Annotated in this window: 24 protein-coding genes and 1 riboswitch; of the genes, 4 read left to right on the plus strand and 20 right to left on the minus strand. The window is 64.8% G+C overall.

Annotated elements, in window-relative coordinates:
• Window positions 1–37 precede the first annotated feature (37 nt).
• From BV908_RS03775 to BV908_RS03790, 4 genes are read right to left on the minus strand one after another with little or no spacing between them, the layout of a single operon-like run.
• Entirely contained in the window at window positions 38–928 is an 891-nt protein-coding gene (locus BV908_RS03775; RefSeq protein WP_047350790.1) for a helical backbone metal receptor, read from the minus strand.
• A complete protein-coding gene (locus BV908_RS03780; RefSeq protein ID WP_103737274.1) occupies window positions 925–1,527 on the minus strand; it encodes a bifunctional adenosylcobinamide kinase/adenosylcobinamide-phosphate guanylyltransferase in 603 nt (200 codons plus the stop codon). Before BV908_RS03780 ends, BV908_RS03775 begins: the two co-directional genes overlap by 4 nt.
• Complete coding sequence (locus BV908_RS03785; RefSeq protein ID WP_103737275.1) at window positions 1,524–2,882, minus strand: cobyrinate a,c-diamide synthase; 1,359 nt, start codon at window positions 2,880–2,882, stop codon at window positions 1,524–1,526. The genes BV908_RS03780 and BV908_RS03785 overlap by 4 nt, the downstream gene beginning before the upstream one ends.
• A gap of 22 nt (window positions 2,883–2,904) precedes the next feature.
• Entirely contained in the window at window positions 2,905–4,785 is a 1,881-nt protein-coding gene (locus BV908_RS03790) for a TonB-dependent receptor (protein WP_103737276.1), read from the minus strand.
• A gap of 79 nt (window positions 4,786–4,864) precedes the next feature.
• A riboswitch (cobalamin riboswitch) is annotated at window positions 4,865–5,109 on the minus strand.
• Window positions 5,110–5,143: 34 nt separating this feature from the next.
• On the opposite strand from BV908_RS03790, the gene BV908_RS03795 reads away from it, so the two are divergent.
• Both BV908_RS03795 and BV908_RS03800 read left to right on the plus strand, forming a co-directional pair.
• Window positions 5,144–5,383, plus strand: a complete 240-nt coding sequence (locus BV908_RS03795) for a hypothetical protein (protein WP_015912724.1) — start codon at window positions 5,144–5,146, stop codon at window positions 5,381–5,383.
• The gene (locus BV908_RS03800; RefSeq protein WP_047350787.1) at window positions 5,380–5,724 is read left to right on the plus strand and encodes a cell division protein ZapA; all 345 of its coding nucleotides are present in this window, start codon (window positions 5,380–5,382) and stop codon (window positions 5,722–5,724) included. Before BV908_RS03795 ends, BV908_RS03800 begins: the two co-directional genes overlap by 4 nt.
• Window positions 5,725–6,364: 640 nt before the next feature.
• Here the strand turns inward: BV908_RS03800 and BV908_RS03805 are convergent.
• Window positions 6,365–7,084 (minus strand): sulfite exporter TauE/SafE family protein, encoded by a 720-nt coding sequence (locus tag BV908_RS03805; RefSeq protein ID WP_103737277.1) that lies wholly within the window; start codon window positions 7,082–7,084, stop codon window positions 6,365–6,367.
• Window positions 7,085–7,087: 3 nt separating this feature from the next.
• A complete protein-coding gene (gene hemN, locus BV908_RS03810) occupies window positions 7,088–8,470 on the minus strand; it encodes an oxygen-independent coproporphyrinogen III oxidase (protein WP_103737278.1) in 1,383 nt (460 codons plus the stop codon).
• A 171-nt stretch (window positions 8,471–8,641) separates the two neighbouring features.
• Here hemN and fnr point away from each other — a divergent pair, with 171 nt between their 5' ends.
• Window positions 8,642–9,385: a fumarate/nitrate reduction transcriptional regulator Fnr gene (gene fnr / locus BV908_RS03815; protein ID WP_011804526.1), complete on the plus strand. Its 744-nt coding sequence runs from the start codon at window positions 8,642–8,644 to the stop codon at window positions 9,383–9,385.
• A gap of 40 nt (window positions 9,386–9,425) precedes the next feature.
• Here fnr and BV908_RS03820 read toward each other — a convergent pair whose 3' ends face one another.
• The 9 genes from BV908_RS03820 to BV908_RS03860 form a co-directional block, all read right to left on the minus strand.
• Window positions 9,426–9,713, minus strand: coding sequence for a hypothetical protein (locus BV908_RS03820; RefSeq protein WP_015912721.1), 288 nt, complete (start codon window positions 9,711–9,713; stop codon window positions 9,426–9,428).
• Between the two features lie 76 nt (window positions 9,714–9,789).
• Window positions 9,790–10,050 carry a FixH family protein gene (locus BV908_RS03825; protein ID WP_238526570.1) on the minus strand — a complete coding sequence of 87 codons (261 nt, stop codon included), beginning with the start codon at window positions 10,048–10,050 and terminating at the stop codon, window positions 9,790–9,792.
• A gap of 79 nt (window positions 10,051–10,129) precedes the next feature.
• Complete coding sequence (gene ccoG, locus BV908_RS03830) at window positions 10,130–11,572, minus strand: cytochrome c oxidase accessory protein CcoG (RefSeq protein ID WP_103737279.1); 1,443 nt, start codon at window positions 11,570–11,572, stop codon at window positions 10,130–10,132.
• An 84-nt stretch (window positions 11,573–11,656) separates the two neighbouring features.
• Window positions 11,657–12,571 (minus strand): cytochrome-c oxidase, cbb3-type subunit III, encoded by a 915-nt coding sequence (gene ccoP / locus BV908_RS03835; protein ID WP_015912718.1) that lies wholly within the window; start codon window positions 12,569–12,571, stop codon window positions 11,657–11,659.
• Window positions 12,572–12,600: 29 nt separating this feature from the next.
• A complete protein-coding gene (locus BV908_RS03840) occupies window positions 12,601–12,738 on the minus strand; it encodes a cbb3-type cytochrome c oxidase subunit 3 (RefSeq protein ID WP_011804521.1) in 138 nt (45 codons plus the stop codon).
• 14 nt (window positions 12,739–12,752) lie between these two features.
• Window positions 12,753–13,385 (minus strand): cytochrome-c oxidase, cbb3-type subunit II, encoded by a 633-nt coding sequence (gene ccoO, locus BV908_RS03845; RefSeq protein ID WP_011804520.1) that lies wholly within the window; start codon window positions 13,383–13,385, stop codon window positions 12,753–12,755.
• Window positions 13,386–13,404: 19 nt separating this feature from the next.
• Complete coding sequence (gene ccoN, locus BV908_RS03850; RefSeq protein ID WP_103737280.1) at window positions 13,405–14,844, minus strand: cytochrome-c oxidase, cbb3-type subunit I; 1,440 nt, start codon at window positions 14,842–14,844, stop codon at window positions 13,405–13,407.
• A gap of 65 nt (window positions 14,845–14,909) precedes the next feature.
• Window positions 14,910–15,047 (minus strand): cbb3-type cytochrome oxidase assembly protein CcoS, encoded by a 138-nt coding sequence (ccoS, locus tag BV908_RS03855; RefSeq protein ID WP_011804518.1) that lies wholly within the window; start codon window positions 15,045–15,047, stop codon window positions 14,910–14,912.
• Between the two features lies 1 nt (window position 15,048).
• Window positions 15,049–17,454, minus strand: coding sequence for a cation-translocating P-type ATPase (locus tag BV908_RS03860; protein ID WP_210433990.1), 2,406 nt, complete (start codon window positions 17,452–17,454; stop codon window positions 15,049–15,051).
• 108 nt (window positions 17,455–17,562) lie between these two features.
• On the opposite strand from BV908_RS03860, the gene BV908_RS03865 reads away from it, so the two are divergent.
• A complete protein-coding gene (locus tag BV908_RS03865; RefSeq protein WP_011804516.1) occupies window positions 17,563–18,006 on the plus strand; it encodes a universal stress protein in 444 nt (147 codons plus the stop codon).
• A 105-nt stretch (window positions 18,007–18,111) separates the two neighbouring features.
• On the opposite strand, the gene BV908_RS03870 is transcribed toward BV908_RS03865, so the two are convergent.
• From BV908_RS03870 to BV908_RS03890, 5 genes are all read right to left on the minus strand, one after another.
• A complete protein-coding gene (locus BV908_RS03870; protein WP_103737282.1) occupies window positions 18,112–19,671 on the minus strand; it encodes a malonyl-CoA synthase in 1,560 nt (519 codons plus the stop codon).
• Window positions 19,672–19,692: 21 nt separating this feature from the next.
• Window positions 19,693–20,520 carry an enoyl-CoA hydratase/isomerase family protein gene (locus tag BV908_RS03875; RefSeq protein WP_103737283.1) on the minus strand — a complete coding sequence of 276 codons (828 nt, stop codon included), beginning with the start codon at window positions 20,518–20,520 and terminating at the stop codon, window positions 19,693–19,695.
• A gap of 67 nt (window positions 20,521–20,587) precedes the next feature.
• Window positions 20,588–21,613, minus strand: coding sequence for a tripartite tricarboxylate transporter substrate binding protein (locus tag BV908_RS03880; RefSeq protein ID WP_088887419.1), 1,026 nt, complete (start codon window positions 21,611–21,613; stop codon window positions 20,588–20,590).
• A 146-nt stretch (window positions 21,614–21,759) separates the two neighbouring features.
• Entirely contained in the window at window positions 21,760–23,226 is a 1,467-nt protein-coding gene (locus tag BV908_RS03885) for a malonyl-CoA decarboxylase (protein ID WP_103737284.1), read from the minus strand.
• Complete coding sequence (locus BV908_RS03890; protein ID WP_011804511.1) at window positions 23,223–23,894, minus strand: GntR family transcriptional regulator; 672 nt, start codon at window positions 23,892–23,894, stop codon at window positions 23,223–23,225. The genes BV908_RS03885 and BV908_RS03890 overlap by 4 nt, the downstream gene beginning before the upstream one ends.
• Between the last annotated feature and the right edge of the window lie 10 nt (window positions 23,895–23,904).

Here is a 23,904-nt window from a genome sequence, read left to right on the forward strand (position 1 = left end):
GTCGCCACCATGGTAGAGGGCTGCGGAAGGCGCGCGCTCATTCGTACTTCTCCGCCAGGCAGCGGGCCATGATGCGCGCGGCCTCGGCCATGCGCGGGCCGGGGCGCACCACCACGTCCGATAGCTCAGGGCCGAAGTCGCACACGCGGCCCGCCTTGACCGCGGCCAGGTGGTTCCACCCTGGGTATTGGGTCATGGGCTGCATGCTGCGGTTCGCCACCATCAGCACGTCGGGCTGTGCGCGCAGGACGAACTCGGGATTGAGGCGCGGAAAGGGCCCCAGCTCGGGCGGGACCACGTTGCGCGCGCCCAGGCGCACCAGCGTCTCGCCGATGAACGAACTGGCCCCCGCCGCATAGGGGCCGCGGCTGACCTCGAAGAACACCCGCGCCCCGCGCGCGCGCTGCGGCAGCGACTGCGCGGCGGCCTGCACGGCGGCATCGATCACGCGCCACACGCGCTCCGCGCCGTGCTCCGGTGGCACGGCCAGCAGTTCACCCAGCACCCCCAGCACGCGGCGCACGTCCGCATGGGTCTTGTGGTCCAGCGCCAGCACCTTCACGCCCAGCGCCTCCAGCCGGTCGCTGACGCGGCTGCTGACCGACAGCAGTACCACGTCCGGGCGCAGCGCGACGATGGCCTCGATGTTCGGGTCCAGCCCGCCGCCCACCTGGGGCAGGCGCCGCACGGACGCGGGCCAGTTGGAGTAGCGGTCCACCCCCACCAGGCGCTCACAGCGCTGCAGCTCGCACACGCTCTCGGTCAGCGACGGCAGCAGGCTCACGATGCGCTGGGGCGGCTGGTCGAATCGCAGCGCGCGGCCCCGGTCGTCGGTGATGGTTACCGCGTGGACGCTGGGCAAGGCCAGCAGCAGGCCCAGCAGCCAGCCGGCGGCAGCAAGCTGGCGGCGCCAGCGAAGAGGCATCATGGTGTGTCCTTCAGGGCAAGCGGCAGGCCCGCCGCCATCAGCGTGACGCGCTGGCAGGCTGCCGCCGCGCGCTGGTTCAGGGCGCCCAGCGCGTCCACGAAGGCGCGCACTTCGCGCCCCAGGGGGATCACGCCCAGGCCGATCTCGTTGCCCACCAGCACCACGGGGCCGGGCGCGTGCGTCAACGCTTCAAAAAAGTGAGCTGCCTGCGCTTGCCAATCGGCCGCTAGAGGCTGTTTTTGCTCTACATCTTGGGGGTCGGCCGGCATGAGCCAGTTGGTGAGCCACAGGGTGAGGCAGTCCACGACGATCAGGGTCTGTGGGGTGCTGTGGCACGCCAGGGCGTGGGCCAGATCGCGCGGCTCTTCCACGGTCTGCAGGCCGGGCACACGCTCGGCACGCTCGCGCTGGTGGCGGGCAATGCGCGCACGCATCTCGTCGTCCCACGGCTGGCCGGTGGCCAGCAGCAGCGCGCGGTGTGCCGGCGCGGCCTGCAGCCACTGGCGCGCCAGCAGTTCGGCGCGGCGCGACTTGCCGCTCTTTTGTCCACCCAGGATGAGTTCACTGCGGGCGATGGTGGTCTGCGGCGCCGCGTTCATGGCCCCGCCTCCGCCCCCAGCAAGGTTGCGGTCGCCTGCGGGCTGGATGCAAACCATGCGTGAAAGTAGCTCGCGTGGATGCTGCCGTGGCGGTACACGGCTTCACCGTCGTCCGGTGCCCCTGCATGGTCCGGACGCTGGGCGCGTGCGCACACGGCGGCCGGGCTGTCGGTGACCGAGTAGTGAAAGGTGTGGCCGCGCAACTCATGCGTGCCCATGCGCAGCGCGCGCGGCCCCAGCGCGGCCAGGCGCCGCTGCATGGTGGCATGACCCGGTAGCAGCCCCCACAGGGGCACGCGGCGCCCGTCGGCCAGGATGATGGACTCCAGCAGCGCCATCATGCCGCCGCACTCCGCCCACACGGGCCGACCCGCCGCCACGTGCGCCTGCAGGCTGCCGCGCATGGCCGTATTGGCGGCCAGCGCATCGGCGTGCAGCTCGGGGTAGCCGCCGGGCAGCCACAGCGCGTCGCAGGCTGGCAGCGCAGCGTCGCGCAGCGGCGAAAAGCGCACCACGCGCGCGCCCAACTGCTGCAGGGTGTCGATGTTGGCTTCGTAGATGAAGCAGAAAGCCTCATCCGCCGCCACGGCCACGGTGCGGCCGGCCAGCAGCGGCCTGATGGCGGCACCGCCCACGGGCGTGCCGCCGAAGTCCACCGCCCAGCGCTGCAGGTCCGCGGCGGACATGCGGCCCAGGGGCGTGCCGGCCAGCGCATCGGCCACGGCGTCCAGCCGCTGCAGGGCATCGGGCAGTTCGTGCGCTGCCACCAGTCCCAGGTGCCGCTCGGGCAGAAGGCCACCAGGCTCCCTCCCGCCCGCAGCGTCACCCACGACCCGTGGCAGCGCACCCAGCCAGTCCGCAGCGTCGGCCAAGCCGTCCCGCAGCATCTGCGCATGGCGGTCGCCCGCCGCGCGGTTGGCCAAGACACCGGCCCATGGCAGGCCCGCACGGTAGTGCCGCAGCCCATGCACGATGGCGCCCAGCGTGCCCCCCATGGCAGAGGCATCCACCACCGCAAGCACCGGTATGCCAAAGCGCTGCGCCAGGTCGCCCACGCTGTGTTCGCCGTCGAACAATCCCATCACCCCTTCGATGAGCAGCAGGTCTGCTTCGGCCGCCGCGGCGCGCAGGCGCTGCGCGCAGTCTGCCGCGCCGGTCATCCACAGATCGAGCTGGTGCACGGGGGCGCCGCTGGCCAATTGGTGCCAGTGCGGGTCCAGGAAGTCCGGCCCACACTTGAACACCCGCACGCGCCGGCCTTGGCGTGTGTGCAGGCGCGCCAAAGCGGCGGTGACGGTGGTCTTGCCCTGCCCAGAGGCGGGCGCGGCGATGACCAGGGCGGGACAGCGGCTCATGGTGTGGCAGTCGGTGATGGCGTTACTGCGGCGCCCACTTCAGGCCCACATAGAATGTGCGGCCGCCGGTGGCGTAGGTGCGCGCCAACTGGTAGTCCTTGTCGGCCAGGTTGTCGACGCGGGCCAGCAGCGTCACGTCGCGCGCCACGCGCTTGCTGGTGTAGAGGTTGAGCGTGGTGTAGCCGCCCAGTACGTTGGTGTTGGCCGCGTTGTCGTACCGGCGCGCGGATGCGTAGAGCTCTGCCCCCAGCGTCCAGCCTGCCACCAGGGTGTCGGCACCCAGCGTGGCGTAGCGCTTGGCACGGCGCGCCAGCAGTTTGCCGCTGTCCAGGTCACGCGGGTTCTGCCAGTCGATGGAGCCATGCACCGACACGCCCGCGATGCGGTGCGCGGCCGACAGCGTCACGCCCTTGTACTCGGCGCGGCCCACGTTCTCGTAGCAGCCGAAGCTGGAATCACAGCGGCCCGCGGCGCCGAAATTGATGAGGTTGCTGACGCGGTTGCGGTACGCCACGACACCCACGCTGCTCTCTCCTTGCGTCCACCGCGCGCCCAGCTCCACGTTGCGCCCCTTCTCGGGCTGCAGGTCGGGCGCGCCGTATTCGCTGAAGCGGTGGTAGAGCGTGGGTGCACGGAAGGACGTGCCGGCCGCTGCCGTGACGCGCCACTGCGGCGTAATGGCGTAGCCATAGGACAGGCTGCCCGTGCTTTTGCCGCCGAACTCGCTGTCGTCGTCATAGCGCAGGTTGGCCTGCAGCGTATGGGCGCCCTGGTTCAGGCCATAGCCCAGCGCGAGCGCGTTCTGTGAGCGGTCACGCTGGAGGTCGCCCACGAACTCGGTGGCGGGGTTGTGCAGTTCGTCCTCGCGGCGCTCCAGCGCGGCTGTGAACAGATGCGCGCCCAGGCGCCACTCGTTTTGCAGCAGGTAATTGTGCAGCGTGGTCTCGGTCATGTAGAAGTTGGGCCGGGTGCTGTATTCACTCTGCCCCTGCGTGACCTGCAAGCGCGTGCTGTACACGTCGCTCCACTTGGCCAGCCATGCCAGGCTGGCCGTGCGCAATTGGTGGTGATTGCGGTCGTCGGCCGTTTTGCTGCCGTCGTACTGCGAGTTGAGGTTGCTGGCCAGCAGCGTGCCCTCCAGGCGATGGGTCGTGTCGAACTGCACGCCCAGTCGGGCATTGGCAGAGGTGCGGCGGTAGCCGTCTTCGTCCGGGTTGTAGGCGGAGCCTACGCGGGCACTGAAGCCATCGGCGCGCTCATGCGACAGCCCCAGCGCATAGTCCACCTGCTCGGTGCCGCCACTCACGCCGGCCTGCACCGTCCGCGTGCCCTGGTTGCCCAGGCCCACGCCCACGTAGGGCGCCGGCGCACCCTCACCCCTTTTGGTGAAGAGCTGGATCACGCCTCCCATGGCATCCGAGCCGTACACAGCAGCCGCTGGCCCGCGCACGACCTCGATGCGGTCGATCTGCGACAACGGGATTTGCTCCCACACCACGCCGCCGGTGGATTGCGAGTCCAGGCGCACGCCGTCCAGGTACACGGCGGTAAAGCGCGACTCCGCGCCGCGCAGGTAGACGCTGCCACTGCTGCCCTGGCCGCCATTGCGCGTGATCTGCACGCCTGGCAGGCGCGAGATCACGTCAATGACGCCTACCGCGCCGCTGGCTTCGATGGTTTCACGGTCGATGACGGACACATCGGACACGCTGTCGGCCAGCGGCCGGGCCACGCGGGTTGCCGTGATGACGGTTTCACGCAGTTGGGGTTCTGTGGCTGCCTGGGCCAGCAGGGTCTGGGACACGGCGGGGAAAGCGGCGGCCAGCGCCAGCGGCAGCACGGCGACGCGCGCGTGCACGGAAAGCGCACTCAAGCGCACATTGAACGGACGGGTGTTTGTCATGTGGGGCAAACAGAGAGATCGCCACGGCCGACCTCCCCGTCGGCACCTGGGCATAACGGCCCAGGTTTCACAAAAGGAAACGCGGAGCCACCTCGTTGGCCGGTATCCGGGCTGGCGGAACGCTCTGCATCGCCTTCCCAAACGCTTGTTCAAGGCGCTCAGTGGCTTGTCAATGAAGAGGGAGCCGAGGTACGGCTCATCCGCTGACCGTTGCGGGGGCAGCGCAGGCACAGGACGCACTCCATGGCGGAGGGCCCCTCCCTGCTTCCCGTTGAACTGCGGCATGTGAACCACGCCGCTAGCACCAACTGCGCAATTTTACGATGGTTCGCACGCCGATCCCTACAATCGGCAGCGTATGGCCTCCCCCTCTTCCATCGACCAGATCGCCGAGCGCGTTGAGCGGCTGCTGCTGCGCCATGCCGAGTTGCAGCGCACCAATGCCCTGTTGGCGCAACAGGTCGCGGCGCTCACCCAGGAGCGCGATTCCCTCCAATCCCGCCTGCAGGCGGCCCGTGCCCGCGTGAACGCATTGCTGGACCGCCTGCCTGCCGAGCCCGAACTCCCCGGCACTGCCGAGACGAAAGACGCGCCATGAAGCAGATCGAGGTACAGATCCTCCAGCAAAGCTATCTCCTGGCCTGCCCGGACGGCCAGGAGTCGCGCCTGCTGGAGGCGGTCGAGCGCGTGGATACCGCCATGACGCGCATCCGTGACGCGGGCAAGGTACGCGCGCGCGAGCGCATCGCCGTGCTGGCGGCCCTCAATCTGGCTTTCGAGATCGCCGACCGCGAAGCCGCCGATTTGGCAGCCGCCTCAGCCCCTGCGCGCATGGCCCCCACCCCGGTCGCGCCGCATGTGCACGACAGCGATGAGCGCGTGCAGCAGTTGCTCCTGCGCCTGGACGAGGCGCTGGGCGAGGATGGGCGCCTCCTATAACCATTACGGTAAAAGCCCAGCCCCTGGCCGCACACGGGCAGCCCACTACAATGAACATGTCTGCGGTGCTGCCGGGCTTTATATTTCCTTGAACCAATGCTCATTGAGCACGGGCTTGGTACATCGCCCGGTGAGCGTGATCATCTCGCGTCAGATGAACCCAACGCCTGGCTGCCCTCGCCCACCTGAACCCCCGGTTCAGGATGCCGGTCCGGCGGCATTCGCAGACACCTTTTCTCCGGTAATCGCTTGCGCCCTCGCTCCGGGTGAGTGCCAGTGACCTCAATACCTGCTCAGAAAATCCGGCGCTCCGCGGCCAGCGCGCGCAACCCACCCATCTGCAAGGCACAGAGCAGACCTTGGTAGTCGTCGCACCGATGCCAAATATCCTGGCGTGGTTCTGGCGTTCCCATTCCTTCGGCAACCTCACTGATACGCAGCGCGCGCCCCAGACGTACGGTGGCGCATCCAGTAAGGCAGCGATGGGTAGCTGGATTTCTCCACGTCGATGAGAACAGACTCGTCACTTCCGCTGGTAGAGATCTGACAGCGATACGTCACGCCTGAGCGTCTCAGTGTGCACCATTCGCTTGCCACGGCATGCTTCGCAGAGCCGCTGTGGTTCCACAAAACGCTGCTTTCAGGGCACGCACCACGGCGCCGGCTGCCCATGGACAACCTCCATCCATAGCGCCCATGCACCCAGGGAAAAAAGCACACCACCTGCCAGCCGAGACCCCCACGCCCCACCCTTCACGCCGATCCAAGCGCGAATGCGGCCAAATGTCCACGGCCCCAGCACCAGCCATACACCGCTTCCCACGCCAAACAGGACCATGCACAAGGCTCCGCGGAGCACGCTTCCGCTGAGAGCGGCAGTCAACAGTGCGGTATACAGAAGGCCGCATGGCAGGAGCGCCCAGGCCACACCCGCGGTCAGGAGCCCGCCAGGCCGAGAGACCAAGGGCTTGACCTTCGCCCAGGCAGCACGCCCCGCCCGCTCAACCCACAACGGCTGCTGCGCTTGCACCATCATCATCCCACCCCACGCGAGGATGAGCACGTGCATCAGCGTCCAAAGGGGGCGCAATGCCGAGGTGCTTTGCCCCAGCCATGCGAGTTGCTCCATGGCCAGCGCAACCACCGCCCCTGCGGCGCCGTAACCGATCAGGCGCCCCACGTGAAACTGCGCTACCCGTTGGAAGATTCCGCGACGGGACGCCCATTGAATGGTTTGGGTGGCGTCCGGCGTGCCACCCAGCCCCGTAAGCGCCGCGCAGGGAACAGAACACATCGCCAAACAGTGAGCCCCTCCCATCAGCCCCATCAGGAAGGCCGTCGTGGCCAGCGCCCACAGCATGGGTCAAATAATCCGGGAAAAGCGAGCGCGGTTGCGGTCAGCCTGCAGATACTTGTCGAACACCATGGCCACGCCGCGCACGAAATACCACCCCATGGGCGTGACTTCAACGCCCTCATCACTGATTTTCACTAAGCCCTGAGCCGCCATTTCTTGCAGTTGCTGTAATTCCGCATCGAAATAACTGCGGAAATCAATCAGCCAAGACTGTTCCAACGGCTCAAACAGCAATTCACCTTGGCACATCAACGCCATGATGACTGCGCGGCGCACTAAGTCGTCCTTGGTCAACGCCAGCCCGCGCACCACAGGCAAATGCCCCTGGTTAATGCAGTCGTAATACTCGTCTAGCGTTTTCACATTTTGGCTATAAGTAGCGCCCACGCGCCCGATGGCAGAAACGCCCAGACCAATCAGGTCGCAATCGGGCTGCGTGCTATAGCCTTGGAAATTGCGGTGCAGCCTGCCTTGCCGCTTGGCCACCGCCAGCGCATCGTCTGGCAGCGCAAAATGGTCCATGCCCACGTAGACGTAGCCGGCCTCCTGGAACACATCAAGTGACCGGGCCAGCATGGACACCTTGGCCGAAGCCATGGGCAACTCGGCCGTGATGATGCGTCGCTGCGATTTGAAGCGTTCTGGCAAGTGAGCGTACGCATACAGCGCGATCCGGTCTGGCCGCAGCTCGGCTACCTGCTCCAAGGTGCAATCAAACGACTCCGGTGTCTGTCGCGGCAGCCCGTAGATCAAATCCACGTTCACCGATTCAAACCCGAGCTTGCGAGCCGCATCGACCAACGCGAACACCTTTTCGGCAGGCTGAATGCGGTGCACGGCCTTTTGTACTTCAGGGTCGAAATCCTGCACGCCAAAGCTCAGGCGATTGAAACCCAGCTCCGCCAACAATCCCAGCCGCGCTTCATCCACGGTCCGGGGGTCCACTTCTATGGAGTACTCCCCCCCCGGAACGAGGACGAAACTGCGCCTCAGCATGCCCATCAGTTCGCGCAAACCGTCATCCGTCAGAAAAGTAGGCGTGCCTCCGCCGAAATGCAGCTGGCTCACATGCTGACCCACACCGCAGTGCGCCGTATGCAGGTCGATCTCACGGCTGAGGTAACGCAAGTAGACCTCTGCCCGCTCTGGATGCCGGGTAATGATCTTGTTACACGCGCAGTAATAGCACAGCGATTCACAAAACGGGATGTGGACATAAAGCGACAAAGGCATCGCCTTGGCTACCGAACCCACGCGACGCTGCTGCAGCGCAAGGATGTATTCCCGCTCGCCAAAAGCCTCGACAAAACGATCAGCAGTCGGATAAGAGGTGTAGCGCGGCCCTGGGACGTCAAAGCGACGCAGGAGCTCTGTTGTAACAACGGTCATGACGGGATTCCTTGCACTTTCATATCACTGTGCCGTAGAGTCCCCCATGAGTCCTTGACGTTGATCAAGCGCCCATAAGGTCCTTGTGGCGACAATTTGACTTCGGCTCAAAGTCGTCCAACGGCCTACGGCATTCCATGTCTCCCAGCCGTTCAGAGGTAAGCTCAAGCCATGAACAGGGTTCCCATGCATACGAATCTCCAGACCATCAAAGTTGCCTGCTCAAACTGCAATCTGCGTGAGCTGTGCATGCCCGTGGGTCTGGACGACCAGCAACTCAAGCGCATCGATGACATTGTTGCTGTACGACGCAAGATCAAGCGTGGCGGCACGCTTTTCCGGAACGGTGAACCCTTCACATCCCTTTTTGCTATCCGCACCGGATTCTTCAAGACCTGTGTCGCCACCGAAGACGGTCGCGACCAAGTGACAGGTTTTCAAATGGCGGGCGAGATCATCGGCCTGGATGGCATCGTGAGCGACCGTCACACTTGCGATGCGGTAGCGCTTGAAGACGCCGAAGTATGCGTCATGCCTTTCGATCGTATTGAAGAGTTGTCGCGCGAAGTAACGGCACTACAGCACCATGTGCACAAGATCATGAGCCGCGAGATTGTTCGCGAGCATGGGGTCATGCTGTTGCTGGGGAGTATGCGTGCCGAGGAACGCCTTGCCGCATTCCTGTTGAATCTCGTACAACGCTTGCATGCCCGGGGTTTCTCACAATCCGAATTGGTGCTGCGCATGACACGCGAAGAGATCGGCAGCTACCTGGGATTGAAACTGGAAACCGTCAGCCGCACGTTTTCGAAGTTCGTGGAAGAAGGTATTGTGGAAGTAAAACAGCGCCATGTGCGCATCGTCGATACCGATGCGCTGAAGCGCATTGTCAACAGCCAGCAAGCCTGCCATTAAGCCTGGGTTTTTGCTGATTCATAACTGATGGGCGGAAAGATCAGGAAACGTATTTGGCGCAATCAGCCGGCCGCGCCCCTTTGGGCACGGGGCAGCGATTCAACTCAAAGGGCGAGAGTGACAACAGCGTCGTCAATGCGCTGGAAGCCATGAGTACGAACCAGAACGTGAAAAAGGCGATGGTATACACACCTTCGCGCGAGAGATGCAGGGGTTGATCAAACCACTGCAGCGCTTCTGGATCCACGAAGGCGAACACCACCATTTCCATGACGCCCGCCATCAAAAAGGCCGGCCACGCGATCCACATCAATCGTTGCATCCACATTCGCCCATCTCCTAGCAGGTGTAGTTGACAGCCTAGCATCTGTTCTCCGGCATGCAAAGAGGACTCGCCCTGCCGGTCAGCGCGGTTGATCCTCCAGCGGAGTAGCTGCATGGTTGCGCCCCTTCATGGCAGGCGTCATGTCGCCCCCAGACTCCTTCAGGGTCTCGTTGATGTTCAATCCCCGTTGGTAATAGTCTTCCGCGATGACGGGGTCAGGTTGGCTCACGGCCAGCCAGAGGGTCACGAAGCCCGCAATGATGACTATCACCGGCCCCGCGATGACAAGCCAGACATGGCCAAACGTCCACCAAGGCTTTCCTGCGTCTTCCAGATTCATGGGGGAATTACTCGACATCGATACCAACTCCTCGCTCATTTATGAGCACAGCTTGTTCATTTGCATTCCACGACCGCCTTCAGCGAGGCACAAGGAACACGGATTTCTCTGCCACTTGGGCTTTATCACCCTGCGCTTGAATATCGAAATACACCGTATGCGATCCGGGAGATGCTGAGCCATACGGAATTTGAAGACGGACAACCACCCATCGGGATTCCGCCGGTCCAATGTCAATTGCGGTCTCGGACGCCACTTCCAGCCCTTCCATGCCGTGGGCGCTGATGGTGTAGCGCTGCGCCCCCTCCGTGGCGTTCATGATCTGCAGCCGGTAGATATTTTCCAGCTTGCCTCCCGCCACGATGCGCGAGAGCGCAGCGCGGTCGCGCACGATGTCCACCTTCAACGGGGTGCGTACCACCAAGCTGGCCAGCATGCCGACGCACAACACCACCAGCACCGCTGAATAGAACAACACACGGGGTCGCAGCACGCGTTTGAGCATTTGCGACTGGGTCCAGTGGTTCTTGACGCCGTTCTGCGTCGAGAAGCGAATCAGCCCGCGCGGATACTTCATCTTATCCATCACGGTATTGCAAGCGTCCACGCAGAGACCGCAACCAATGCATTCGTATTGCAGTCCGTTGCGAATATCGATACCCGTTGGGCAGACCTGGACACACAGCGTGCAATCGATGCAGTCACCCAGTCCCGCAGCTTTGTGATCTACGGTCTTGTTACGGGGCCCGCGAGGCTCGCCGCGCTCAGGATCGTAAGAGACGACCAGCGTGTCCCTGTCGAACATTGCGCTTTGGAAACGCGCATAAGGGCACATGTATTTGCACACCTGCTCGCGCAGGAATCCTGCGTTGCCGTACGTGGCCAACCCATAGAAGATCACCCAGAATATCTGCCATCCTCCTTGCAGGGCCAGCAACTCTCCCCCCAGCTCGCGAATCGGAACGAAATAGCCCACGAAGGTGAAGCCGGTCCAGAATGCGACCGCAATCCAAATGGCTTGCTTGACAGATTTTTTCCAGATCTTCTCAAATGTCCACGGACCATTGTCCAGGCGCATACGGGCACTGCGGTCGCCTTCGACTTTGTGCTCGATCCACATGAACATTTCCGTGTATACGGTCTGGGGACAGGAGAAGCCGCACCACAGGCGTCCCGCCACTGCGGTAAACAGAAAAAGCGACAGCGCGGAAATAATCAGCAAACCCGTCAGATAAATGAAGTCCTGCGGGTAAAGCACCAAACCAAAAATATAGAAACGGCGTGCTCCGAGGTCAAAGAGCACCATCTGGCGCTGCCCCCACTCCAGCCATGGCAGGCCATAGAAAACCAGCTGTGTCAGAAACACCATCGCCCAACGCCAACGTGCGAACACTCCACTTATCGAGCGTGGATAGATTTTCTTTTGCGCCTCATAGAGCGAAATGACCTCGGTCTGCGAACTTTCGGCCCCCACTGGCGTGATAGGAATCACCTTACGGGGCTGACCTTCGGCTGGCTTCATGGTGGAATCTCAAAAAGGAAGTGCAACTTCCAAAACGCAAAACGGCCGGCGCCCCTCGACGGGGAGCCGGCCGCACAGGGAGCATCAGCGCGGGGCGCCGGCCTTATTGGACAAACCCCAGACGTATGCCGTCAACACCTTGATCTGTGCATCGGTCAACTTGCCCGTTTGGGCAGGCATCTCGTTGGTCTTGCCGTTGTTGATCATAGCGGTGATGGCAGCTTCGCCCCAGCCATGCAGCCAGATGTCATCCGTCAGATTAGGGGCACCCAGGGCCACATTGCCCTTGCCGTCCATCCCGTGGCATGCAGCGCACGCAGTGAACTTCGACTTGCCCAGAGACGCCTTCAGGGAGTCATGCGGGCTTCCCGACAGGCTCAGGACATAGTGGGCGAGGTTGCGCACATCTTCCGGCGAGCCCACGGCGGCCGCCATGGGAGGCATGACGCCAATGCGCCCATCGTGGATGGTCTTCTGGATCTGATCAGGCGCACCGCCGTGCAGCCAGTCACCGTCGGCCAGGTTGGGGAAGCCCTTGCTGCCGCGGGCATCGGAACCATGACACTGCGCGCAGTTGTTCATGAACAGACGCTCACCAATTGCCATGGCCGCTGTGTCGGCCGCCATCTCTTGGGGCTGCATGGCCTCGAACCGCGCATACAGGGGCTGCAACTCTGCGTTAGCCTTGTCCACTTCGGCTTGGTACTCGCCCAGCTGCGTCCAGCCCAACTTACCCTTAAAGGTCCCCAATCCGGGATAGGCAGCCAGATAGCCAGCACCGAATACCAGCGTGATGATGAACAGCCACATCCACCAACGGGGCATGGGGTTGTTCATTTCCGTCAGGTCTTCGTCCCAGACGTGACCGGTGGTGTTGTCGGCCGTAGCCTCGACCTTCTTGCGGGACGTGATCCACAGCAGCAAGCCGCAGGCCACGATACCGATGATGGTGATTCCGGCCACGTAGAAGGACCAGAAGTTACTCGTGAAATCGCTCATGGGTTATCTCTTTTCTTGTGGAGACTTCTTCAGTCCTCGGCGAAGGGCAACTGTGCTGCCTCCTCGAACCGGGCCCGGTTGCGGCGCATGAAGGCCCAGAACCAGATGCCCACGAAACACGCCAGCGACGCCAGCGTGGCCACGATACGCATGGTGGTGATGTCCATGACCAGTTCCTCGATTACTTGAGCGCACGGCCCAAAACCTGGAGATAGGCCACCACGGCATCCATCTCTGTCTTGCCCTTGACCTGCTCGGCGGCGCTGGCGATCTCCTCATCCGTATACGGGACGCCGACCGTGCGCAATGCCTTCATGCGAGGAGCGACGACGGAAGGATCGATCTGGTTCTTTTCCAGCCAGGGATAGGCGGGCATATTGGATTCGGGCACCACGTCGCGCGGATTGTTCAGGTGAATGCGATGCCATTCATCGCTGTACTTTCCACCCACGCGATGCAGATCGGGCCCAGTGCGCTTGCTACCCCATTGGAAGGGATGGTCGTAGACGAACTCGCCAGCCACCGAATAGTGGCCATAACGCAGGGTTTCCGCGCGGAACGGACGGATCATCTGCGAGTGGCAGTTGTAGCAACCCTCGCGCAGGTAGATATCGCGTCCGATCAGTTGCACTGCCGTGTAAGGCTTCACGCCTTGAACGGCCTCAGTCGTCGATTTTTGAAAGAACAGAGGAACGATTTCCACTAGGCCGCCGACGGCCACAACCAGCAAGATCAACACGATCATCAGGAAGTTGCTGGTTTCGACCTTCTCGTGCGTGAAGCCGGTGGATGCTTTGTTATGCGTATTGGACATGTAGTTGACCCTCCGAACTTCAGGCGTGAGCGGGTTTCACGGCGGGAATGGCCACCTTGACGGAGCGTCCGGAGATCGCCGTCACCCAGACGTTCCATGCCATCACCAACATACCGCCGAGGTACAGCAGACCGCCAAAGAAGCGGATCGCGTAGAACGGATAGGTCGCCTTGACGCTTTCCACGAAGGTATAGGTCAGCGTGCCGTCGGGGTTCACGGCGCGCCACATCAGACCTTGCATCACGCCAGCAATCCACATGGCGGCGATGTACAGCACGATGCCGATGGTGGCCATCCAGAAGTGCAGTTCAATTGCTTTGATGGAGTGCATCTTCTCCTTGCCAAACAGGCGAGGCACCAGGTAATACAGCGAACCCATGGTGATCAGACCCACCCAGCCTAGCGCGCCTGCGTGCACGTGCCCCACAGTCCAGTCGGTGTAGTGCGAAAGCGCGTTGACGGTCTTGATGGACATCATCGGTCCTTCGAACGTGGACATGCCGTAGAACGACAGCGACACGATCAGGAAGCGCAGGATGGGGTCGTCACGCAGCTTGTGCCAGGCGCCGGACAGCGTCATGATCCCGTTGATCATGCCGCCCCAGCTGGGCGCCAGCAAGATCAGCGAGAACACCATGCCCACGGATTGCGTCCAGTCAGGCAGCGCGGTGTAGTGCAGGTGGTGCGGACCCGCCCACATGTACGTGAAGATCAGCGCCCAGAAGTGGACGATGGAGAGGCGGTAGCTGTACACCGGACGGCCAGCCTGCTTCGGGATGAAGTAATACATCATGCCCAGGAAGCCGGTCGTGAGGTAGAAGCCCACAGCGTTGTGGCCGTACCACCACTGCACCATGGCGTCCTGCACGCCTGCGTAGGCGGAGTAGCTCTTCATGAAGCCCGCCGGAATGGCCGCACTGTTGACGATGTGCAGCAGCGCCACGGCGATGATGAACGCACCGAAGAACCAGTTGGCCACGTAAATGTGCTTCACCTTGCGCTGGCCGATCGTTCCGAAGAACACCACCGCATAAGAGACCCACACGGCAGCGATCAGGATGTCGATCGGCCATTCCAGCTCGGCATATTCCTTGCCGGAGGTATAGCCCAGCGGCAGGCTGATGGCCGCCGCTACGATGACCAGTTGCCAGCCCCAGAAAGTGAACGCCGCCAACTTGGGCAGAAACAGCCCCGCCTGGCAAGTGCGCTGCACCACGTAATAGCTGGTGGCGAACAGGCCGCAGCCGCCGAATGCGAAGATCACGGCATTGGTGTGCAGCGGACGCAGCCGGCCATAGCTCAGCCATGGAATGCCGAAGTTGAGTTCAGGCCAGGTCAGCTGGGCGGCGATGAACACGCCTACCAGCATGCCGACCACCCCCCATACGACAGCCATGATAGAAAACTGGCGTACTACGGTGTCGTCGTAGTGCGCAACTCTTGTTTGTGAAGAATCCATCGGGCACCTCTAGTATTTGCAGTAAAAAGTTTTAACCAGGCTCGCAGTAGGCCTATTGACGAACATCAACCGTCCCTCAGAATGCGCTCCCCCTCCTGATCGACGTTCTCAAATTGGCCACGGTAGACGGCCCACCACAGTCCCGCCAGTACAAACAGCACCAGTACGACGGAGAGCGGAATCAACAAATACAGGATGTCCATATCAGACGACCTCCAAGGGCGTGCTCACGGCACGTGGGGCACCAGCGCAGTCGCCGGAACTCTCGTGGCTGAGCGGGTCCGGCAGGCGCGCCAGGCGGGCGGCGTTGAGCACGACGAGCAGTGAACTCAGCGCCATGCCCAGGCCCGCGAGCCAAGCCGGCATGTAGCCCGCAATCGCCAGGGGCACGCACAGCGCGTTGTATGCAGCCGCCCACCACAGGTTCTGGCGGACGATGCGCAATGTGCGCCGCGCCAGCCAGAGCGCCTGCGCAACAAGGGCGAGATTTTCGCCCATAACCACGAAGTCGGACCGTGACTGGGCCAGGGGCACGGCGCGGCCGAACGCAAACGAGACATGCGCACCGGCCAGCACGGGGCCGTCGTTGAGCCCGTCGCCCACCATCGCCACATGGTGTCCTTGCGCCTGCAACGTCTGCAGATGCGCGAGCTTGTCCTGCGGGGTGCAGTCTCCCCGGGCCTGGCCGATGCCGGCCTGGGCAGCCACCCGCTGCACGGACTCGGCCCGGTCACCGGACAGCAGCTCGACCGCCACGCCTTCGGCGCGCAGCCCGCGCACGACCGCCGCGACCTCGGGGCGCAGTTGTTCGCTCAGCACGAACCGCGCGATTTCCACTGCCGCGCCTTCGCATTCCATCGACAGCACGACCTGCGGCCCCGCATCGCCGTCCACGGCGGGCACGCGGGCATGGGCCGCAGAGCCCAGGCGCAGTATCGTTTCCTGGGCGTGTGACGGTGACGATGCACGGGCCACCAGGCCTGCACCCGGCAGCTCCTGCACGGCATGGACCGTCCAGCCCGCGGGCGCCGCGGCAGACTGCGCGGCCGATGCCAGCGCGCGCGACGCGGGATGCAGTGAATGCGCCGCCAGCGCCGAAGCCAGGGCCAGCGCCTCGCCTTCGCCCCAGCCGGCCCCTGGCGCCACATGTACGGCATGCAGCGCAAGCCCATCGCGGGTCAGCGTGCCCGTCTTGTCGAAGACCACCGTATCCACCGCGGCCAGGGCCTCCAGCCCTTGCAGGTTGCGCACCAGCACGCCCCTCCGCGCCAAGGTACCCGCAGCCGTCAGCATGGCCACCGGCGTGGCCAGAGACAGCGCGCAGGGGCACGTAACGATGAGCACCGCCACCGCCACCATCAGGGCGTGGCTGGGGTCGCTCGGCCACCACCACACTGCCGCCAGCACCGCGGCCAACAACACCGCCACCAGGAAAGGCCGGGCCACCCGGTCCGCCAGCTGCGCCAGGCGGGGCTTTTGCAAAGACGCGCTCTCCATCAATGACACGATCTGCCCAAAGCGCGTCTCACTGCCCAGCGCCAAAACCTCCACCGTGACCGGTGCGCGCAGGTTGTAGCTGCCCGCCGTCACGCGGCTGCCTTCGGGTCGATCCACAGGCGTGGATTCACCGGTGAGCAGCGCCTCGTCGGCCTGGGTACCGCCTGAAAGGATGCGGCCATCCGCGGGAAAGGCCTCCCCCGGCAACACGCGCACCACGTCGCCGGCCTGCAGACGGCGCGTGGCCACGCGCGTGAAGCTGCCGTCTTCCGCCCGCCGCTCCACGCTGTCGGGCAACCGGTTCATCACCGCTTCCAGCGCCCCTGCCGTGCGATCGCGCAGGCGCAGCTCCAGCCAGCGGCCCGTGAGCAGGAAAAAGACGAACATGGTCAGCGAGTCGTAGTAGACCTCGCGGCCAAAGGGGCCGGTGGGATCAAACGTGCCCGCCATGCTGACCACGAAGGTGATGAGCATGCCCAGCGCCACGGGCAGATCCATGCTGACCCGCCGCTGCCGGATATCGCGCAGCGCGCTGGAGAAGAATGGCCCGCAGGCGAACAGCACCACCGGCAGGCTGATGACCCAGGAGGCCCAGCGCAGCAGTTGTTCCATTTCCATGGTCAGGTCGCCGGGCATGGCTTGGTAGGCAGGCCATGCGTACATCATGACCTGCATCATGCAAAAACCCGCCACCAGCCAGCGCCACAGGGCCTTGCGGTTCTCGCGCTGGCGCTGCTCCCGCGCCAGCGCATCCAGGGCAGGCAGCGCGCGGTAACCGGCCTTCTGGACCGCGCCCATCCACTGCGACGGGCGCACCCGTCGCGGGTCCCATACCACGCGTGCGCGACGGGTGGCGGCGCTCACGTCCGCTTCCGCCACGCCGGGCACACGCCGCAGGGCTTCCTCGATGGTCAGGGCGCAGGCGGCGCAGTGCATTCCGTCGAGCACCACATGCGACTCCCACGGACCCGCCTGAGCATCCGCACCTGCGGGGGTGGATGCGCAGGGCTTGCCAAAGGCCGACCATTCCTGGGGGTCATCAAGCAGCGCGACCTCATCCGGTGCAGCCGCGGAGAGGGGCGACGCCCACGGGTCGGCATCAGGATTTGACATAGCCTCAAGACTATTCGGATTGCGCGAAGGACTCATTGACTTGAATCAAGACATGGACCACGAACTATCCTATGCTTTTACCGTTCTTAATGAAATGAGGAGCTGCACATGTACAAACGCATCCTGATCGCCACCGACGGTTCCCCCCTGTCGCAAAAGGCCGTGGAAAGCGGGCTCTCGCTGGCGGGGCTCACAGGTGCGTCGGTGGTCGCCTTGAAGGTCGTTCCCCGGTATCCGCGCAGCTATTTCGAAGGTGGCCTGCCCGTGGACGCCGCGGACATCAAGCGCATCGAGAAGCAGTGGGCGGATGCGGCCCAGGAACTGGTGGACAAGGTCAAGGTGCAGGGCACCGACGAAGGCGTGACCGTGAAGACCGTGGTCGCCAAGTCCGACCTGATCGCCGAAGCCGTGATCGCCGCCGCCAAGAAGCACAAGTGCGACCTGATCGTGATGGCCTCGCACGGCCGCAAGGGCATAAAGCGCCTGCTGCTGGGCAGCGAGACGCAGCACGTGCTGACGCACTCGCACATTCCGGTGCTGGTGCTGCGCTAAGCATCAAATCAGGCTCTAGCGCCCTACCATCAAGCGCTAGCAGCTATCATAAAAATAGCAAAAGGCGGCCCAGGCCGCCTTTTTGCATTGCAATGCCGCGCCGGCTCAGGCGAACAGCCCCTTGTACTGGTCGCGCAGCAGGTTCTTTTGCACCTTGCCCATGGTGTTGCGCGGCAGTTCGGTGGTGACGAAGCAGCGCTTGGGAATCTTGAAGTTGGCCAGTTGGCTCTTGAGCGATGCGATGACCGTGTCGCCATCCACCTTTGCGCCGGGCTTGGGGATGACCACCACCACGCCCACTTCGCCGAAATCCGGGTGCGGCACGCCGACCACGGCGCTCTCGGCCACGCCGGGCATCTCGTTGATGTAGCCCTCGATCTCGGCCGGGTAGACGTTGTAGCCACCGCTGATGATCAGGTCCTTGCTGCGGCCCACGATGCTGACATAGCCGCGCTCATCCACCTTGCCGACGTCGCCGGTTTTGAACCAGCCGTCGGCGCTGAACTCTTCCTTGGTCTTCTCGGGCATGCGCCAGTAGCCCTTGAACACGTTGGGGCCCTTGACCTGGATGTTGCCGATCTCGCCCACGGGCACCGGCTTGCCGGCATCGTCCACCACGCGCAGGCCCACGCCGGGCAGCGGAAAGCCCACGGTGGAGCCGCGGCGCTCCGCCTGCCCGCCATGGCGCGCGTCGGCCGCGTAGGGATTGCTGGTGAGCATGATGGTCTCACTCATGCCGTAGCGCTCCAGGATGGTGTGGCCCGTGCGGTCCTGCCATTCCTTGAAAGTCTCGATGAGCAGCGGCGCCGAGCCCGCGATGAACAGCCGCATGTGGCTGGCCGCGGCCTGGGTCAGCGCCGGCTCGGCCAGCATGCGCACGTAGAGCGTGGGCACGCCCATGAACACCGTCGCGCGCGGCATGGCAGCAATCACCGCCTTGGGGTCGAACTTGGCCATCCAGATCATCTTGCTGCCATTGATCAGCGCACCATGGATGGCCACGAACAGGCCGTGCACGTGAAAGATGGGCAGCGCGTGGATCAGCACGTCGCCGGGCTTCCAGCCCCAGTAGTCCTTGAGCACCTGGGCATTGGACAGCAGGTTGCCATGCGTGAGCATCGCGCCCTTGCTGCGTCCTGTGGTGCCGCTGGTGTAGAGGATGGCAGCCAGGTCGTCAGCCTTGCGCGGGACGGCGCGGTGCTCGTCGCCGAAGTGCGCGGCGCGCTCCAGCAGGCTGCCGGTGCGGTCGTCGCCCAGCGTGAACACATGTTGCGTGCCCGCAGTGAATGCGATCTTCGACACCCAGCCGAAGTTGCCTGGCGTGCAGACCACCACGGCCGGCTCAGCATTGCCGATGAAGTACTCGATCTCTGCGCTCTGGTAGGCGGTGTTCAGCGGCAGGAACACGTAGCCGGCGCGCAGCGTGGCCAGGTACAGCAGCATGGCTTCGACCGACTTCTCCACCTGCACGGCGATGCGGCTGCCCTCGGGCAGCTTCAGCGATGCCAGCAGGTTGGCGATGCGGGCGCTGGCGCGGTCCAGGTCGCGCCAGGTGTAGAGCAGCGGCGCGCCCGCGGCCGAGGCGGCCTCGACGGCGGTCTGGTCCAGGTCAGCAGGAAAGGCGGCGCGCAGCGCGGAAAACAGGTTCTGGGAGGAGGAGCTCATGGTGGTGCACACACAAAGGATTCAGAAAACGGGAGCGCGCTTGGCCAGGAAGGCGTTGATGCCCTCGCGGTGTTCGGCGCTGTCGGCATAGGCGTAGGGGTCGGCCAGTGCGTTATTTGCTATCAAATCAGAAGCTGCTTGCGCCTGCTGGTCGGGCGCTAGCGGCAGATTCTTTCGTATAGCGCGCAGGGTCTGCTTGTTGAGCCGGGCCGCACCGGGCGCCAAGGCTGCGATGCGCAGCGCCGTGCCCAGGGCTTGCGCGTCCAGCTGCTCGGTGTCGACCACGCGGCTCAGAAAGCCCCGCTGCGCCATCTCGGCGGCGCTGAAGGTGGCCGCCTCCAACAGCATCTGGCGCGCCGTCACGTCGCCCACGGCGCCCGCCACCAAGGCGGCCTCGCGCGGCGCCATCGGAAAGCCCAGCTTGGCGATGGGCGCGCCGAAGCGCGCGCCGGCAGCGGCAATGCGGATGTCGCAGCAGCTGGCGATCTCCACGCCCGCGCCCATGCAGGCGCCTGCGATACGCGCGACGATGGGCACGTCGCAGTCCAGCATGGCCGCCAGCCCGCCCCAGACATCGCTCTCGTGGAAGTCGCGCAGCTGCGCGGGGTCGAAGCGAAAGGCGGGGTACTCGGAAATATCCCCCCCCGCGCAGAACGCCTCCCCTGCCCCCTCGATGAGCACGCAGCGCACGCCATCGCTGCGCTGGATGTCCTGGAACACCGTGCGCAACTGGCGCCACATGGCGCGCGACATGGCGTTGAGCCGGCCCTCGTGGCGCAGCGTCACGCGCACCACGCCGCGGCCGGCGGCCTCTCCTGCGGCCATGGCCGCGACAACTTCACCTGGCATGCGATCGGACTCTCTTCGTGGGGGTGGCGGCAGCGCCACTGGAGGGGCGCCGCAGTGGGGGACTACATCACTCCAGCTTGGCGCCCGAGGCCTTCACCACCTGCGCCCAGCGCTTGATCTCACTGCTGACCATCTTGGCGAAGTCCGCCTGCGACAGCGTGCCGAACTCCGCGCCGTTGCCGGCCCAGATGGCCTTGAGCTCCTCGGCCTGGCCGAGCTTGCGGATCTCCTCGACGATGCGCGCCTGCAGATCGGCCGGCGTGCCCTTGGGTGCCCACAGGCCATACCAGGTGGACACGGTGTAGTCCGGCAGGCCCACCTCTGCCGCGCAGGGCACGTCGGGGAAGGCCGGGTTGCGCTTGGAGCCCGACACCATCAGCGCCTTGATGCGCCCGCCCTTGATGTGCGAGGCCGACGAGCCCAGGCCGTCGAACAGCATGTCCACGTTGCCGCCGATCAGGTCCTGCAGCGCAGGGCCCGCGCCGCGATAGGGGATGTGGGTGATGAAAGTCCCCGTCTGCAGCTTGAACAGCTCGCCCGCCAGGTGGTGCGAGGTGCCCGAGCCGGCCGACGCATAGTTCAGCTTGGCGGGGTTGGCCTTCACGAAGTCCATGAACTGCTTCATGTTGGTGGCCGTCACGTTGCGCGGGTTCACCACCAGCACCTGCGGCACGTTGGCCACCAGGGCCAGCGGCACGAAGTCCTTTTCCAGGTCGTAGTCCAGCTTGGGGTACATGGACGGCGCAATCACATGGTGCACGCCACCCATGAACAGGTTGTAGCCATCGGCTGGCGCCTTGGCCGCCACGCTGGCACCCACGGTGCCGCCCGCGCCGCCGCGGTTGTCGATCACCAGCGTCTTGCCCGTGGATTTGGCAAACTGCGCAGCCAATGGGCGCGCAAAGGCATCCGTGCCGCCGCCCGCGGGGAACGGCACCACCATGTTGACCGGTTTGGTCGGCCAGCCGCTGGCGCCTTGCGCCCAGGCACCGCCCGTGGCCAGCGCCAGGCCCGCAGCGCCGGCTGCGCGCAGCATGTCACGGCGTTGCAGCGCGGCGGTGGCGATCTGGCTCAAGTTCTCTCTCTCTCGCATGGCGTTGTCTCCTGTCTTTCTGTTGTGAAAAGGGTGGGTTGGCAGGTGCTCAGGCGCGGCGCGCCCGCTCGGCCAAGGCCGCCGAGGGCAGCTGGGCGCGAGCATACAAGGCCAGCCGCGCCCGCTGGCGCCGAGGCAGCGCGCCGTCAGTCACGGCACAGGCTGTCGATATCGCCCGACACGGGCACGCGCCCCTGCGCAAGCAGGCCGTGGTGCTTGTCGATGCGCTTGAGGTCATACAGGTAGTTGACCATCAGCCCGAAGGACTGCTTGAGCCCCTTGGCCGACGGGTCGCCCGCCCAGTTCAACCGCTCCACGCGGGCGCCATTGCCCAGGTGAAAGCGCGCCACCGGGTCCACCGGCTTGCCGTCGTGCAGCTCGCGTCCCAGGTAGCGCGCCGCGCACTGCATGAGCAGCTGGCGCACGGGTGACTTGGGCGGCAGCTCCAGCGCCTTGTCGGCCGCGGCCAGCACATGCGCGGCCTGCGGCGGCTCGAAGCCCACGGCGCGGCCCAGTTCGGCCAGGCGCTTCTCGTCGAGCTGCTCCAGCTGCGCGGCGCAGTTCTTGGACAGCCAGGAACGAAAGCCCGGGATCGGCGAGAGCGTGGCGAAGGTGCGCAGGCGCGGGAATTCCTGCGTGAGCGTCTCGGCCACGTGCTTGATGAGCGAATCGCCGAAGCTCACGCCGCGCAGCCCCGTCTGCGTGCTGCTGATCGAGTAGAAGATCGCCGTGGTGGCACGCTGGATGTCGGCGGCCTCGGCGGCCTCGTCCAGCAGCGGGGTGATGCTGGACGAAATCTCGTTGACCAGCGCCACCTCCACGAAGATCAGCGGCTCATTGGGCAGGCGGGGGTGAAAGAACCCGTAGCAGCGGCGGTCGCTGTCCAGTCGGTTCTTCAGGTCCGCCCAGCTGCGGATGTCGTGCACCGCTTCGTACTTGATGAGCTTTTCGATCAGCGAGGCGGGCGAATCCCACGACAGGCGCCTCAGTTCGAGGAACGCCACATCGAACCAGGTGGAGAACAATTGCTCCAGCTCCGCGTCCAGCGGCAGCAGGCGCTTGTCGCTCTTGAGCAGGGGCAGCAGCTCGGCGCGCAAGTCCACGAGGAAGCGCATGCCTTCCGGAAACACCGCAAAGCGCTGCAGCAGCCGTGTACGCGGCGACACCATGGCGCGGCGCAGGTGGGCTTCGGCCTGGGGCGCATCGTCGGTGCCGGCGGCGGCCTCGTAGCGCTGCTGGGCCGATTTGAAACGCGTGGCATCGGGCGCGAACTGCTCGCACATCAGCAACCACAGGTCGCGCCGCTCTTCGGGCGTGGCCTCGGCGTACCACGCGGCAATGGCCTGCGCGCGGCGCCCGCCTTCGATCTCGCTCACGCGCGGGGCCACCACTTCCTGCAGGTCGGTCAGCAACCGGCGCAGCACGCGGGGCGACAGCGCCTCGCCGCTCCTGCGCAGCGTGGCCTGCAGGCGCTCGTGCGTGGAACGTTCGGCCGCAGGCTTGGGCGACGCGGCGCTTGCGCCGTCCTTGTCCTTGTTCTTGCTGGCGGCTTTGCTGTCTGCGGACCGCAGGCGGTCCACGTTGCGCGAGATCCAGGTGGAGGCGGCGTTCATGGTGTGATCCGTGAGGGGTGGTTGCGTGCAAGCTCGCGCAGCGCGTCGCGCTGCGCCAGAAGGTGGTTGCGCATGGCCTGCTCAGCCGCGGCGGCGTCGCCCTTTTGGAGTGCGGCGAACACCTGCCGGTGCTCCGACAGGCTCTGCTGCAGCCGGCCGGGCACCTGCAACGTCTGGTGCCGCGCCAGGCGCAGGATCTTGCGCAGGTCGCCGATCACCTGGGCCAGCCAGCGGTTGTCCGCCAGGGTGATGAAGGCCTCGTGGATCGCGTAGTTGGCTTCGTAGTATTCGGTGATGCGCCCCGCCTCGGCATGGTCCTGCAGGCGCTGGTGCAGCACCTGCAGCGCGTCGATGTCGGCGGGGCCTGCGTGCTCGGTGGCCTCATAGGCCGCACGGCCCTCCAGCAGCGCGATCACGGGGAAGATCTCCTGCAGATCGCGCTCCGTGATCTCGGCCACGAAGCAGCCGCGGCGCGGCTCATGGCGCAGCAGCCCTTCCGCCACCAGCACCTTGAGCGCCTCGCGCAGCGGCGTACGCGACACGGCCAGCCGCTCGCACAGCGCGGCCTCGTCCACGAAGCTGCCCGGCGCCAGTTCGCCCGCAAAGATCTGCTGACGCAGCATCTCGGCGGCCTGGTGGTGCAGGGAATTGGCAGGCGGACGGCGCATGGTGAATGGG

The organism is Diaphorobacter sp. LR2014-1, from assembly GCF_002916785.1.
Lineage (GTDB): Bacteria > Pseudomonadota > Gammaproteobacteria > Burkholderiales > Burkholderiaceae_C > Diaphorobacter > Diaphorobacter nitroreducens.

Coding starts and splice junctions, on each gene's coding strand:
- BV908_RS03800 (WP_047350787.1), top strand. CDS start 5,380: ATGAAGCAGATCGAGGTACAGATCCTCCAGCAAAGCTATCTCCTGGCC.
- BV908_RS03880 (WP_088887419.1), bottom strand. CDS start 21,613: ATGCGAGAGAGAGAGAACTTGAGCCAGATCGCCACCGCCGCGCTGCAA.
- ccoP (WP_015912718.1), bottom strand. CDS start 12,571: ATGAGCGATTTCACGAGTAACTTCTGGTCCTTCTACGTGGCCGGAATC.
- BV908_RS03820 (WP_015912721.1), bottom strand. CDS start 9,713: ATGTGGATGCAACGATTGATGTGGATCGCGTGGCCGGCCTTTTTGATG.
- BV908_RS03840 (WP_011804521.1), bottom strand. CDS start 12,738: ATGGACATCACCACCATGCGTATCGTGGCCACGCTGGCGTCGCTGGCG.
- ccoS (WP_011804518.1), bottom strand. CDS start 15,047: ATGGACATCCTGTATTTGTTGATTCCGCTCTCCGTCGTACTGGTGCTG.
- BV908_RS03860 (WP_210433990.1), bottom strand. CDS start 17,454: ATGTCAAATCCTGATGCCGACCCGTGGGCGTCGCCCCTCTCCGCGGCT.
- BV908_RS03870 (WP_103737282.1), bottom strand. CDS start 19,671: ATGAGCTCCTCCTCCCAGAACCTGTTTTCCGCGCTGCGCGCCGCCTTT.
- ccoN (WP_103737280.1), bottom strand. CDS start 14,844: ATGGATTCTTCACAAACAAGAGTTGCGCACTACGACGACACCGTAGTA.
- BV908_RS03885 (WP_103737284.1), bottom strand. CDS start 23,226: ATGAACGCCGCCTCCACCTGGATCTCGCGCAACGTGGACCGCCTGCGG.
- BV908_RS03795 (WP_015912724.1), top strand. CDS start 5,144: ATGGCCTCCCCCTCTTCCATCGACCAGATCGCCGAGCGCGTTGAGCGG.
- BV908_RS03805 (WP_103737277.1), bottom strand. CDS start 7,084: ATGCTGTGGGCGCTGGCCACGACGGCCTTCCTGATGGGGCTGATGGGA.
- BV908_RS03890 (WP_011804511.1), bottom strand. CDS start 23,894: ATGCGCCGTCCGCCTGCCAATTCCCTGCACCACCAGGCCGCCGAGATG.
- BV908_RS03775 (WP_047350790.1), bottom strand. CDS start 928: ATGATGCCTCTTCGCTGGCGCCGCCAGCTTGCTGCCGCCGGCTGGCTG.
- BV908_RS03825 (WP_238526570.1), bottom strand. CDS start 10,050: ATGAATCTGGAAGACGCAGGAAAGCCTTGGTGGACGTTTGGCCATGTC.
- ccoO (WP_011804520.1), bottom strand. CDS start 13,385: ATGTCCAATACGCATAACAAAGCATCCACCGGCTTCACGCACGAGAAG.
- hemN (WP_103737278.1), bottom strand. CDS start 8,470: ATGACCGTTGTTACAACAGAGCTCCTGCGTCGCTTTGACGTCCCAGGG.
- BV908_RS03780 (WP_103737274.1), bottom strand. CDS start 1,527: ATGAACGCGGCGCCGCAGACCACCATCGCCCGCAGTGAACTCATCCTG.
- BV908_RS03875 (WP_103737283.1), bottom strand. CDS start 20,520: ATGCCAGGTGAAGTTGTCGCGGCCATGGCCGCAGGAGAGGCCGCCGGC.
- fnr (WP_011804526.1), top strand. CDS start 8,642: ATGAACAGGGTTCCCATGCATACGAATCTCCAGACCATCAAAGTTGCC.
- ccoG (WP_103737279.1), bottom strand. CDS start 11,572: ATGAAGCCAGCCGAAGGTCAGCCCCGTAAGGTGATTCCTATCACGCCA.
- BV908_RS03865 (WP_011804516.1), top strand. CDS start 17,563: ATGTACAAACGCATCCTGATCGCCACCGACGGTTCCCCCCTGTCGCAA.
- BV908_RS03785 (WP_103737275.1), bottom strand. CDS start 2,882: ATGAGCCGCTGTCCCGCCCTGGTCATCGCCGCGCCCGCCTCTGGGCAG.
- BV908_RS03790 (WP_103737276.1), bottom strand. CDS start 4,785: ATGACAAACACCCGTCCGTTCAATGTGCGCTTGAGTGCGCTTTCCGTG.